Source organism: Aquihabitans sp. G128 (genome assembly GCF_019048865.1).
GTDB lineage: Bacteria > Actinomycetota > Acidimicrobiia > Acidimicrobiales > Iamiaceae > Aquihabitans.
Genome location: NZ_CP077604.1, coordinates 1341803 through 1354511, shown reverse-complemented (window position 1 = coordinate 1354511; position 12709 = coordinate 1341803). Strand labels below are relative to the sequence as shown.

Sequence of the window (12709 nt, the reverse complement as noted above, 5' to 3'; positions counted from 1 at the left end):
CGAGGCCGGCTACGACGTCGGCAGCGAGGCGAGCCCGGCGGCCAGGAGCGCCCGCACGTCGGCCTCCGCCGACGCCGGCAGGTCCTTCGGCTCCACCAGCTGGTACGCCACGTGCACCTCGTAGGCGTCATCGACCCAGGCGTAGGCGTCGATGCGGCTCTCCAGCCCGTCGAACGGCTGCACCACCACGCACGATCGGTGGCCCGGCGCCGCCTCCTCCGGCACGGCCCCGATGTCGGCGCACCGCCGCTTCCGCCACGCGGCGTCGTACTGCCCGCCCCCGTCGACGGCGACGTCCAGGGCGAGGTCGCCGCGGAACCCGTCGGGCGACGCGGTCAGGTCGACGGCGCACGAGAGCTCCTTCGACCGGCCGCCGGAGCTGGCGGAGGGCTCCTTCGTGGCGCCGGGGGCCAGCCGGTCGAGCGTCGGCTGCGAGACGAGCGAGCACGGGTCGGCCAGGTCGGTCGACAGGTCGTCGTCCCCGTCGTGGCGGGCCCAGGTCACCGCCGCCACCAGCCCCACGGCCACGAGCAGCAGGACCAGACCACCGACGACGGCGGAGGCCCCGGCCCGAAGGCGTCGGGGGGAGCGGGAGGAGGTGGGGTGCATGGCGCCTTCGGACGGGGGTTCGGTCCGTCGTGGTTCCCGTCGGCGCCCGCGGTGAAACGGACGAAGCGGTCGGGCCCGGTCAGTCGGTGGCGTCGAGCACCCGGTCGGCCTGGGGCTCCATGGCGGCGATCTCGGCCTCCTCCAGGGCGCGGCGGGCCCGGTGGGTGGGGGAGAGCAGCCGGGTCCACGCCCACCACGTGATGGCGGCGAGGAGCCCGGCGACCACCACGTACTGGAGGCGGCTCACGTGCTCGCCCACCTGCTCCCAGTTGTCGCCCAGCGCATAGCCGGCACCGATGAGCACCAGGTTCCACGCCAGGCTGCCGATCAGCGTGTAGAGGGTGAAGGGGAGGGCCCGCATGCGGCGGAACCCGGCGGGCACCGACACCAGCGAGCGGATCAGCGGGATGCACCGGCAGATGAGCACGGCGTGGGTGGAGCGGCGGTCGAACCAGGCGTTGGCCCGATCGAGGTCGTGCGGCTTCACCCCGAGCCAGCGGCCGTGGCGCACGGTGAGCGCCCGGAGGCGGGTCTCGCCGATGGCGGCGGCGAGCAGGTAGAGCGCCCACGCCCCCACCAGCGAGCCGAGCGTGGCGGCGGCCACCATGCCCCAGAGGTTGGCCTGGCCGTCGGCGGCGGCGAACCCGGCAGCGGGGAGCACGACCTCGGACGGGATCGGCGGGAACAGGCTCTCGACCGCCACCAGCAGGGCCACGCCGAGGTAGCCGATGGCGGCGATGACCCCGACGACCCACTCGGTGAGGTCTCCGGTCACGAAGTCCGAGACGCCGGCGAGCACCATCGGGTGGCCTTCGTCGTCGGGGCGGGCGGCGGAGGACAGCAGGGCGGTGGTCACGGAGCTCCTCGTGCTGGGGGCCGTCGACCCCGGTGGCGAACCCGCCAAGGTAGTGGCCGACCGGCTGCCGACTACGGCCGGGGGGAGCGGCGGTCCTAGGTTGGCCCACGATGTCGCGGTATCGCTTCGCCCTCCGCCCCAAGTGGATCCTGTCGCACGTCTTCGTGGTGGCCATGGTGGCGGCGATGCTCTGGGCCTGCTCCTGGCAGCTCGATCGCCTGCACCAGAAGCGCGAGCGCAACGCCAAGGTCACCGACCGCACGGCGCAGCCCGTGGCCGACGTCGACCGGCTCATCTCCGTGGGCCAGGACGACGAGGCCGGTGGCCTGCAGTTCCGGCGGGGCCGGGCCACCGGCACGTACCTGGCCGACCAGGAGGTCCTCGTCCGCTCGCGCAGCCGCGACGGCGCCCCCGGCTCCTGGATCCTCACGCCCCTCCAGGAGGGCGACGGCACCACGGTGGTGGTCAACCGCGGGTGGATCCCCAACAGCGGCCAGCTCGAGGCGGTGCCGGCCCAGTACCGGGCGCCGTCGGGCACGGTCACGGTGGTGGGCCTGGTGCAGCCCAGCGAGACCCGGGGCAGCTTCGGCCCCCGGGACCCGAAGACCGGCACCCTCACCAACCTGGCCCGCGCCGACCTCGCCCGGCTCGACCAGCAGGTCCCCGAGGACCTGCTCCCGGTCTTCCTGCAGCTCCAGACCCAGAAGCCGGCCGAGGAGCACGTCTACCCGGCCCCGGTGCCCCAGCCCGAGCTCGACGAGGGACCGCACCTCTCCTACGCCTTCCAGTGGGCGGCGTTCAGCCTCGCTGCGGTGGTCTTCTACCCGCTGATCCTGCGGCGGCGGGCCCGGGAGATCGACAAGGAGGCGCTGGAGGCGGAGCTGGACGGCCCGGACCCGGACGACGAGCCGGTACCCGGCGACCCGCGCCTCGACGCCGCCCACGAGGCCTGAACCACGAGACCTGACCGGCGGGGGTCAGCCCTCCTCGGTGTCCTCGAGGCGCATCACCAGCACCGGGCACGGCGCGTGCTGGAGCACGTGCTTGCTGACCGAGCCGATCAGCACCCGCTGGAGCCAGCCGTGGCCGTGCGAGCCCACCACCACCACGTCGGCCCCCATCCGGGCGGCCACCTCGCAGATCACCGGCCCGGGCTCGCCGGTCTCCACCAGCGCCTCGGCCGAGACCTCGAGGACCTCGTTGAGCTGGGCCAGCTCGCCGGTGCTCTCGGCCCGGTCCTCTTCCTCGAGGGCGTCCTCGAGCGCCGGGTCGGCCACCATGGGGTGGCTGTCCATGGGGCCGATGGCCGCCGAGGGCGCGAACGCCGGCGGCACCACCGAGAGGGCCAGGAAGCGGTGCTCGCGGCCCAGCAGCTCGACGCCCTTGGCCATGGCGGCCAGGGCGAGGTCCGATCCGTCGGTGGTCAGCAGCACGGTCGACATGGGCGCCATGCTCGCACAGCGGCCCGGTCGCTCAGCCGTTGGGGTCGCCGGGGTCCTGGAGGATGGCCACCAGCAGCTCGCCGCGGACGAGGCGGCGCACGTCGGCCGGGTCGGTGAGGTCCCAGCGGCCCTCGGCGAGGATGAACGAGAGCCCCATGCGGGCCAGCCAGTCGGCGGCCTCGGCCCGGTCGACGCCGGGGCGGACGGCCTCGGCCTCCAGCCGCTCGGCCAGGTAGTCGCGCAGCACCGCCTGCACCTGGGGGGCCGACTGGGTGAGCTGGGGGAGGAGCCGCTCCGGCTCGGTCTCCAGCACCTTCTGCAGCACCACGTGCTCCTCGACGGCGCGGTGGGCGTGGCGCAGCGCCTGCTCCAGCAGCGTCGGGAAGTCCGGTGCGTCGGCCACCGCCACGGCCAGCTCGGCGAAGAACTGCCCGACGGCCCAGGTGATGCCCTCGGCGATGAGCTGGTCCTTGCCGTCGGGGAAGTGGCGGTAGACGGTGGCGCGGGACACCCCGGCCTCCCGCCGCGTCGTCGACGGTGGTCTTGGCGATGCCGAAGCGACCGAGGCAGGCGACGGTGGCGGCCAGCAGCCGGCTGCGGACGTCCTCGATCACGGCGCCACGCTAGGTCTCGGCCGCCCATCGCTCGCGCCCATGGCCCATGTCACAGGAAGAGATGGTTGACGATGAGACACATTCCTTCTTAGTGTCTCACCCATGGCCATCGGCACCGAAGCGCAGGACGTCGTCGACCTGCGGGTCCCGGCCGAGACCAGCGAGGTCACCGAGCGCATCCTGGACGCCGCCCTCGTGCTGGTGGCCCGGTGGGGCGTCGGCAAGACCGCCCTGGCCGACGTCGCCAAGGAGGCCGCCTGCTCGCGGGCCACCGTCTACCGCGCCTTCCCCGGCGGCAAGGCCCACCTCTTCGAGGCGCTCGCCCTGCGTGAGGTCGAGGCCTACCGCCAAGCGGTGGTCGAGGTCATCGACGCCGCCGAGGACCTGCCCGATGCGCTCACCCGCGGCCTGGTGGTGGCGTCACGGCTGCTGCACGACCACGACGCGGCCCAGTTCATCGTCGAGCACGAGCCGGAGCTGCTCCTGCCGTTCCTGGGCTTCAACCAGGTCGACGTGGTCTACCGGGCCGCTGCCGCCGCGCTGGCCCCGCACCTCGAGCGCTTCGTGCCGGCCGATCGCGCCGCCTGGGCCGCCGAGTGGTGCGCCCGCCTGTTCATCACCTTCGTCTTCAACCCGCCGCCCTCCACCGACCTCGCCAACGTCGACGACGCCCGCCACCTGGTGGCCAGCTTCGTCGCCCCCGCCTTCTGCTAGCTGAACCACCGTCACAAGGAGCCACCCATGTCCACCAACACGAGCTCGTCCAACGAAGCGCTCATCGGCCGTGAGGACCTGAACGACCTCGAGGCCATCCTCGCCGTGTCGGCCTCTGACCAGCACGAGTCCATCAAGGCCGTGCACGACAACGCCGACGCCATCTTCACCTGGGACTACGAGAAGGGCAGCCGGCCGGCGCTCAACAAGCTCTACGAGAAGGCCAAGGTCTCGATGTGGAACGGCGAGACCGACCTGCCGTGGGACACCGTCGTCGACCAGGAGCAGGTGGCCCGGGACAACATGGCCCTCGGCACGTTCGGCGACATCGACCTCTCCCACACCCCGTTCGCCAAGTGGAACGACGACGACTGGGCCCACCTCGGCATGGAGTTCCAGAACTGGAGCCTCAGCCAGTTCATGCACGGCGAGCAGGGCGCGCTCATCTGCACCGCCAAGATCGTCGAGACGGTCCCGTGGATCGACGCCAAGTACTACGCGCCGACCCAGGTGATGGACGAGGCCCGCCACGTGGAGGTCTTCGCCAAGTACCTCGACACCAAGCTGAACGGGCACTACCCGCTGAACCCGCACCTGGGCCTGCTGCTCGACGACGTCATCGAGGACTCCCGGTGGGACATGACCTACCTGGGCATGCAGATCATGGTGGAGGGCCTGGCCCTGGCCGCCTTCGGCTTCATGCACCAGCTCACCACCGAGCCGCTGCTCAAGAAGCTGCTGCGGTACGTCATGAGCGACGAGGCCCGCCACGTCGCCTTCGGCGTGCTGTCGCTGAAGGAGTACTACGCGGACCTGAGCGACGCCGAGATGATGGAGCGCCAGGAGTTCGCCTTCGAGGCCGCCGTGCGCATGCGGGACCGCTTCATGCAGCAGGAGGTGTGGGAGCGCATGGGCCTCAAGCCCCGCGAGGTCCTGCCCCTGCTGCTCGACAACCCCAACCGCCTGCTGTTCCAGCAGATGCTCTTCACCAAGATCGTGCCGAACTGCAAGAAGCTGGGCCTGCTCGACCGCAACGACGGCTGGCTGCGCCACAAGTTCGAGGAGCTGGGCGTGATCCAGTTCGAGGACCTCACCGACACGAGCGACGAGTACGAGTCCTTCGCCCTCGGCACCGCCGAGCTGTCGGAGTCCACGTCGTCGATGACGGCCTGACGCCCGTTCGCGAGGGCCCGATGGCCTGAGCAACCGCTCGCAGGGGAACCACGACCGTGGGGCCGCACCACCCGGTGCGGCCCCACGGTCGCGTCCCGACCCAGGTCAGCGGGGGTGTGGCGCCGGCTGACGCCTTCCTGAACGCCCACCGCCGAGCAATGAGCAGTCGTTGCTCATGCCCTGGGCAACGGACCCGCCGTACGGTCACCGCGGCTCGACCAGCTCCACCGGTCCAGCTCCGGTGCCGGCGGGCGGGATGGCATCGGAGCGGCGGGAACGGATGGCTGGGCGGGCTCTCGCTCACCCCTCCCCCGATCGAGAGCTCGTCCGGCCGTCCGAACCACTCGAGCCGCTCGCCTCGGCCATTGGGGGAGGGCGCCGAGGTGCCCGCAACTAGGGTCGGAGCCATGTCTGCAACGTCTGCCGAGGCCCGCTGATGGCGAGGTTCGGAACTGTCGCCACCGCCATGGTCACCCCGTTCCGGGCCGACGGCTCGCTCGACGTGGAGGGGTGCGCCACCCTCGCCCGGTGGCTGGTCGACCACGGCAACGACGCCCTCGTCCTCGCCGGCACCACCGGCGAGAGCGCGGTGCTCACCGACGCCGAGCGCATCGAGCTGTTCCGGACGGTGCGGGCTGCGGTCGACGTGCCGCTGATCGCCGGCTCCACCACCAACGACACCGCCCACAGCATCGAGGTCACACGTGCCGCGGCCGAGGTCGGCGTCGACGCCGTGCTCGCCGTGGTGCCGTACTACAACAAGCCCAGCCAGGCCGGGCTCGACCTCCACTTCCGCGCCATCGCGGCGGCCAGCGACCTGCCGGTGATGCTCTACGACGTCCCCAGCCGCTCCGGTCGCCGCCTCGAACCGGAGACGATCCTGCGCCTGGCCCACGAGGTGCCCACCATCGTGGCGCTCAAGGACGCCGGCGGCCGGCCCGAGGTCACCGCCCAGGTGATCGCCGACGCGCCCGACGGGTTCGAGGTCTACAGCGGCGACGAACCGCTCAGCCTGGCCTTCGCCGCCTATGGTGCGGTCGGCGTTGTCGGCGTGTCCAGCCACTGGACCGGTCGCCAGCAGCAGGAGATGTTCGCCGCGTTCGCCAAGGGCGACGTCGCTTCGGCCCGGGAGATCAACGCCCGGCTCCTCGCCAGCTACCGATACATGAACAGCGACACGTGCGTGTTCTCCCAGGCCGTCAAGGTCGCCATGGGGGTGCTCGGCGTACCGGCAGGGGAGTGTCGCCTCCCGCTCGGCCCCGCCCCTGCGGGAACCGCCGAGGCCGCCACCTCCGTTCTCGAAGAACTCGGATACGAACTCTGATGCCCAACCCTGTTTCGGTCACCTTCCTCGGTGGCCTCGGTGAGATCGGGCGCAACTGCGCTGCGATCGAGATCGACGGCAAGATCATGCTCCTCGACTGCGGGCTGATGTTCCCGGAGGCCGACATGCTCGGCGTCGACCTCGTGCTGCCGGACTTCTCCTGGCTGATCGAGCGGGGCGACGACATCGTCGGCTGCATCGTCACCCACGGCCACGAGGACCACCACGGCGCCCTCGCCTTCCTGCTCCGCGAGCTGTCGTTCCCGATCATCGGCTCGGCGCTCACCCTCGGCTTCGCCTCCAACCGGATCGACGAGGCCGGCCTCATGAAGAAGACCAAGCTGCTGGTGGTCAAGGACAACGAGCGCCGGAAGTTCGGCCCGTTCGACTGCGAGTTCATCCCGGTCACGCACTCGGTGCCCCACGGCTTCGCCACCGCCTTCCACACGCCGCAGGGCACGATCCTGCACACCGGCGACTGGAAGCTCGACCTCACCCCGGTCGACGGCCGCCTCACCGACCTCGGCGTCATGGGCGCCATCGCCCAGAACGAGGGCGTGCGCCTCCTGCTCTCCGACAGCACCAACGCCGACCAAGCGGGCCACTCCCGCTCGGAGAGGTCGGTGGGCAAGGTCCTCACCGACCTCTTCGCCGCCAACGAGGGCCGGCGCATCATCACCGCCTGCTTCGCCAGCCACGTGCACCGCGTGCAGCAGATCGCCGACGCCGCCATCGCCCAGGGCCGCGTGGTCGCCACGCTCGGCCTGTCGATGAAGAAGAACGTGCGCCTGGCCAAGGACATGGGCCTGCTCAAGATCCCCGACAACAAGCTCCTCGACATCGAGGACGTCAAGGACATGGAGCCGGGCAAGGTCTGCGTCATCTCCACCGGCAGCCAGGGCGAGCCCATGTCGGCGCTGGCGCTCATGGCCTCCAGCGAGAGCCGCTGGCTCAAGCTCACCGACCAGGACACCGTGATCCTGTCGTCGCACCCCATCCCCGGCAACGAGATGAACGTCACCAAGGTCATCGACGGCCTGGTGCGCCTCGGCGTGCGGGTGGTGCACTCCGGCCTGCACGACGTGCACGCCACCGGCCACGCCAAGTCCGAGGAGCTCAAGACGCTGCTCTCGATCGTGCGGCCGGAGTACTTCGTGCCGGTCCACGGCGAGTACCGCCACATGGTCGCCCACGCCGAGCTGGGCCGGATCATGGGCGTGAAGGACCAGAACATCCTCGTGTGCGAGGACGGCGACCGCGTGAAGCTCACCGACAAGGGCCTCAAGCGAGACGGCAAGGTCCCGGCCAGCTACACCTACGTCGACGGCATCGTGGGCGACGTCGGCCACGGCGTGCTGCGCGACCGCCAGGTGCTGGCCGAGGAGGGCGTGGTGGTGGTCATCGTCACCGTCGACCACGAGGACGGCGCCATCGTCAACGGCCCCGAGGTCATCACCAAGGGCTGGGTCTACGCCCCGGAGGCCGAGGAGCTCATCGACGAGTGCCGCCAGCACATCGCCAAGCTGGTCCAGAACGCGCTCGACAAGGGCGACGACGACGTCGAGTCGCTCCAGCGGGTGGTCCGCAAGGCCGCCGGCAAGTTCGTGAGCGACCGCACCAAGCGGCGCCCGATGATCGTCCCGGTGGTCATGTCGCTCTAGTCCGGTCCGCGCCGGTCCCCTGGGGCTACGGTCCGCAGCAGGGGACCGGCGAGCAGGACGAGGTAGGGCGATGGGCAGCAGCTGGACGCGCAAGGTCGTGGCGGTGGTGGCCCTGGCGGTCGCCGTTGCCGGGTTGGCCGGGTGCCTCCCGGCGGATGTCAACCGCCTGTCGTCGGACCAGGTGCGCGGCCGCGACAACCTGAGCCCCGGCTCGCTGGTCACCGCCCGCTTCCTGCTCGACTCGCTCGAGCCGATCGCCACCGGCATCCGCCCCGGCGCCTCCGGCGACGCCGCCTACACCCAGAAGTACCCGGGCGGCGCGAACGTGCTGGCGGTCATCCCCGGCACCGACAAGGCCGGCGAGTACGTCATGGTCGGCGCCCACTACGACCACCTCGGCACCGACTGCCGCACGTCGGACCCGAAGGACCACATCTGCAACGGCGCCACCGACAACGCCGGCGGCGTGGCCGTGGCGCTCGACATCGCCCGGAACCTGGCGGCGAACCCCGGGCGCCGCTCGGTGATCATCGCCCTGTGGGACGGCGAGGAGGACGGCCTGGTGGGGTCGCGATACTACGCCGCCCACCCGATCGTGCCGCTGAGCAAGATCAAGGCCTACGTCAACTACGACATCCAGGGCGCCAACCTGCTGCCGTCGCTGCGCACCAGCACCTTCGCCCTGGGCACCGAGACCGGCGGCTCGGCGCTGACCCAGCTGGTCACCGGTGACCTCGAGCCCGAGGTGCTCCAGACCTCGCTGCTGAGCATCATCTTCGGCCAGGGCCGCAGCGACCACGTGTCGTTCACGGCGGCGAAGATCCCGACGGTGTTCTTCACCGACTCGACCGGGCCCTGCTACCACACGGCCCAGGACGAGGCCTCGGTGGTCGACCGCGACAAGCTGGCCGAGCAGGCCGCCATGGGCGGCCGGGTGGTGCGCTCGCTGGCGGACCGGGCGAGCAACATCGCCTACGTGAGCGGCCTCCCGCTGGCCACCTTCGCCGACGCCCAGGCCCTGAACGCCGTGGTCGACCGGGCGTGGGCCGATCGGGCCCGCTTCTCCAGCGCCGACCAGGCGACCGTGAGCAAGGCCCGCGACGACTTCCACCGCATCGTGGCCGACGGCGCCGGCGCCTTCGACAGCAGCGACGTCAGCCTGGTCATCGGCAACGCCGCCAACCTGGTGTCGGTGCTCACCCACGGCCCCTGCGACGGGTTCCTGGCGGCGAACTGAGGTCCTCCTGGGCCGCAGCGCTCGGGCGACCCTCCCTGGTTCTGTCAGGGGGGCACTGGTACCGTTTTGGCACTGTGACCGCCACCCGACGGACCCCCAAGGGGTCGGGGGCCAAGAAGAAGCCGGCTGCCCGGTCCACTTCGAAGCGCCCTCCGGCCCGCAAGCCGACGGCCGCCCCGCGCGCCCGCAAGGCCGCCGCGCCGCCGCCCAAGCCGTCGGTCACGTCCCGCGTCCTGGCGTCGCTGGCCGCCGCCAGCCGGGGCCACGGGGCCGACTTCGCCGGCCTGCTCCTGGTGGTGGTGGGCCTGGTCGCCGGCCTCGGGGTCTACGGCCGCGCCGGGGGACCCGCCGGCCGCGGCATGGCCACGCTCATGGGCACCCTGTTCGGGGCGGCCCGCGTGCTGGCCCCGCCGGTGCTGGTGGCCCTCGGCGTCCTCTTGGTGCGCGGCGCCCCCGCCCCGCCCGAGGCCGATCCCGACGATCCCACCCTGGTGGCCGAGGAGGTCGACCTGGACCAGGTGGATCACCCCTTCGCCCGCCTCGCCCTCGGCTCGTTCCTGCTGGCCGTGGCCGGCATGGGCCTGTTGCACCTCTTCCGCCAGGCCCCGGACCTCGGCGCCGGTCGTGACGCAGTGGCCGACAGCGCCGGCTACGTCGGGGCCGTCATCGGCGGCCCGCTCCACGGCGCCCTCGGCCAGGTCGGCGCCGGGCTGCTGCTCGCCGCCATCGGCTTCGCCGGTGCCCTCGTGGTCACCCGCACCACCATCAGCGCCGTGGTCGGCAGCGCCGCCGGCGGGGTGGCCAAGGGCGCCCGCCCGGTGGGCGGCGCCGCCCGGCGCGCCGTGGGCCAGCTGTTCCAGATCGGCGGCCAGTCCGACGCCGCCGAGGCGGACGGCGAGGACCTCACCTTCACCGGGCCGGCCATCGACCTGCGCGACGGCGTCGAGCCCACCGGCATCGCTCCCGGCTTCTACGACCAGGACACCGACGTCGACCCGGACGCACCCGCCGCTGCGCCCAAGCGGGCCCGCAAGCCGAAGGCCGCCGTGCCGGTGCCCGATCCCGACGTGCCGCCGGAGCAGCTCGAGATCTCGCTGCCGCCCGGCACCCAGCCGTCGAACTGGAAGCTGCCCCCGTCCAAGCTGCTCGACCGCTCGGGCAGCCAGGCCGTCGACCGCACCGCGGTGGAGGAGACCGGCCGCCGGCTGGAGCACGCCCTCGCCGAGCACGGGGTGGAGACCCGCCTGGTGGGCATGACCGTCGGCCCCACCGTCACCCGGTTCGAGCTCGAGCTCGGCCCCGGCGTGAAGGTCGCCCGGGTCACCAGCTTGCACAAGGACATCGCCTACGCCATGGCCACGCCCGACGTGCGCATCCTGGCGCCCATCCCCGGCAAGCAGGCCATCGGCGTCGAGATCCCCAACGTGCGCAAGCAGCTGGTGACCGTCGGCGACATCCTCATGAGCGCCGAGGCCCGCGCCGCCACCCACCCGCTGGAGGTGGCCATCGGCCGGGACATCGACGGCAAGGCGATCCTCGCCAACCTGGCCGCCATGCCCCACATCCTCATCGCCGGCGCCACCGGCGCCGGCAAGTCGAGCTGCCTCAACTCGCTGCTCACCTCGATCCTCATGCGCTCCACGCCCGATCAGGTCCGCATGATCCTGGTCGACCCCAAGCGGGTGGAGATGGGCCAGTACAACAAGCTGCCCCACCTGCTCACCGAGGTGGTCACCGTCCCCAAGAAGGCCGCCAACGCGCTGGCCTGGGCGGTGCGGGAGATGGAGCGGCGCTACGACCTGCTCGCCGAGTGCGGCTTCCGCGACATCACCGGCTTCAACGCCGCCTTCGACCGTGGTGACCTCAACGACCCGAACGCCGAGCTGCTCGGCCCCGACGCCGAGTCGGTCACCACCTACGAGCGCATGCCGTTCATCCTCGTCGTCATCGACGAGCTGGCCGACCTCATGATGGTGGCGGCGCGAGACGTCGAGGAGTCCATCTGCCGCCTCGCCCAGATGGCCCGTGCCGTGGGCATCCACCTCGTGATCGCCACCCAGCGCCCGTCGGTCAACGTCATCACCGGCCTCATCAAGGCCAACGTGCCGGCCCGCCTGGCGTTCGCCGTCTCCAGCGCCACCGACTCCCGGGTCATCCTCGACCAGACGGGCGCCGAGCGGCTGCTGGGCAAGGGCGACATGCTCCTGCTCGGCCCGTCGTCGTCGGTCGCCCAGCGGGTGCAGGGCTCGTGGGTCACCGAGGAGGAGGTCCGCAACATCGCGGCCTTCTGGAAGCGCCAGACGCCGGACCTGGTCTACGCCCCGGACGTGCAGGGCTCCGACGACGACGCCTCGGGCGCCCCCGGCCTCGGCTCGGGCTCCGGCGGCGGCTCCGGCTCCGCCGGTGGCGACAGCGACGACGATCTGGTGGCCCAGGCCACCGAGCTGGTGGTCCGCAGCCAGCTGGGCTCCACCTCGATGCTGCAGCGCAAGCTCCGGGTGGGCTTCGCCCGCGCCGGTCGCCTCATGGACGAGCTCGAGGAGCGCGGCGTGGTGGGCCCGTCCACCGGGTCCAAGGCGCGCGAGGTCCTCATGACGCCCGAGGAGCTCGACGGCGGCGGCCAGGGCGGCGGGGGAGACGACCTCCCCGCCGGCGCTCCCGTCGCCGCGCCCACCGAAGACTCGTTCTGAGCCCACCCCCGGAGCCGGCCGGCGGGTGGGACGCCGCCGCCGGAGCGGTGGTCGGTGGCCTGCCCGTCCGGGCCCTGGCCGGTGACCTCACCCTGCACCTGCCGCTCACCTGCCCGCGCTGCGGCCAGGTGGCGGTGCACCTCTGGTTCCGGGAGGCCGGCGGCCTCGGCGCCTCGTGGGCCTGGTGCTCGGCGTGCCGGGCCACGTCGCACTCGCCCATGGACGGCACGCCGTCGTGGTGGCGCAACCTCGACCTCCCCGGCGTCGCCCTCACCCCGCTGCCGGACCAGTTGGACCGGGCCGCCGAGCAGCTCGACGCCCACGTGAACCACCTGCTGGGCGCGGCCCGGGCATCGAGCGCCGATTCGTGACCTGACCGGTAGGCTTTT

The 12709-nt window shown here is 72.2% G+C and carries 12 protein-coding genes; 8 read left to right on the top strand and 4 right to left on the bottom strand.

Going from position 1 to position 12709, the window contains the following annotated elements:
• Positions 1 to 9: 9 nt before the first annotated feature.
• On the bottom strand, positions 10 to 609 hold the full coding sequence (locus tag KSP35_RS06380; RefSeq protein WP_217000010.1) for a hypothetical protein: 600 nt from the start codon (positions 607 to 609) through the stop codon (positions 10 to 12).
• Positions 610 to 688: 79 nt separating this feature from the next.
• A complete protein-coding gene (locus KSP35_RS06375) occupies positions 689 to 1465 on the bottom strand; it encodes a DedA family protein (protein ID WP_217000007.1) in 777 nt (258 codons plus the stop codon).
• A 110-nt stretch (positions 1466 to 1575) separates the two neighbouring features.
• Here KSP35_RS06375 and KSP35_RS06370 point away from each other — a divergent pair, with 110 nt between their 5' ends.
• Complete coding sequence (locus KSP35_RS06370) at positions 1576 to 2418, top strand: SURF1 family protein (protein WP_217000004.1); 843 nt, start codon at positions 1576 to 1578, stop codon at positions 2416 to 2418.
• 24 nt (positions 2419 to 2442) lie between these two features.
• Here the strand turns inward: KSP35_RS06370 and KSP35_RS06365 are convergent, their stop codons facing one another.
• Together KSP35_RS06365 and KSP35_RS06360 are read right to left on the bottom strand one after the other, a co-directional pair.
• Positions 2443 to 2907 carry a universal stress protein gene (locus KSP35_RS06365; protein WP_217000002.1) on the bottom strand — a complete coding sequence of 155 codons (465 nt, stop codon included), beginning with the start codon at positions 2905 to 2907 and terminating at the stop codon, positions 2443 to 2445.
• A 31-nt stretch (positions 2908 to 2938) separates the two neighbouring features.
• Entirely contained in the window at positions 2939 to 3418 is a 480-nt protein-coding gene (locus KSP35_RS06360; RefSeq protein ID WP_216999999.1) for a TetR/AcrR family transcriptional regulator, read from the bottom strand.
• Between the two features lie 205 nt (positions 3419 to 3623).
• Between KSP35_RS06360 and KSP35_RS06355 the strand changes: the two genes are divergently transcribed.
• The 7 genes from KSP35_RS06355 to KSP35_RS06325 all read left to right on the top strand — a co-directional run bounded on the left by KSP35_RS06355 (position 3624) and on the right by KSP35_RS06325 (position 12691).
• Positions 3624 to 4235, top strand: coding sequence for a TetR/AcrR family transcriptional regulator (locus KSP35_RS06355; protein ID WP_216999996.1), 612 nt, complete (start codon positions 3624 to 3626; stop codon positions 4233 to 4235).
• Positions 4236 to 4262: 27 nt separating this feature from the next.
• The gene (locus KSP35_RS06350) at positions 4263 to 5408 is read left to right on the top strand and encodes a ferritin-like domain-containing protein (RefSeq protein ID WP_216999993.1); all 1146 of its coding nucleotides are present in this window, start codon (positions 4263 to 4265) and stop codon (positions 5406 to 5408) included.
• A gap of 436 nt (positions 5409 to 5844) precedes the next feature.
• Positions 5845 to 6732, top strand: a complete 888-nt coding sequence (dapA, locus tag KSP35_RS06345; RefSeq protein ID WP_216999990.1) for a 4-hydroxy-tetrahydrodipicolinate synthase — start codon at positions 5845 to 5847, stop codon at positions 6730 to 6732.
• Positions 6732 to 8393: a ribonuclease J gene (locus KSP35_RS06340; RefSeq protein WP_216999987.1), complete on the top strand. Its 1662-nt coding sequence runs from the start codon at positions 6732 to 6734 to the stop codon at positions 8391 to 8393. Before dapA ends, KSP35_RS06340 begins: the two co-directional genes overlap by 1 nt.
• A gap of 70 nt (positions 8394 to 8463) precedes the next feature.
• Complete coding sequence (locus KSP35_RS06335) at positions 8464 to 9630, top strand: M28 family metallopeptidase (protein ID WP_216999986.1); 1167 nt, start codon at positions 8464 to 8466, stop codon at positions 9628 to 9630.
• 74 nt (positions 9631 to 9704) lie between these two features.
• Entirely contained in the window at positions 9705 to 12320 is a 2616-nt protein-coding gene (locus KSP35_RS06330) for a DNA translocase FtsK (protein ID WP_216999984.1), read from the top strand.
• A 47-nt stretch (positions 12321 to 12367) separates the two neighbouring features.
• The gene (locus tag KSP35_RS06325; RefSeq protein WP_216999982.1) at positions 12368 to 12691 is read left to right on the top strand and encodes a hypothetical protein; all 324 of its coding nucleotides are present in this window, start codon (positions 12368 to 12370) and stop codon (positions 12689 to 12691) included.
• The last annotated feature ends 18 nt before the right edge of the window (positions 12692 to 12709 follow it).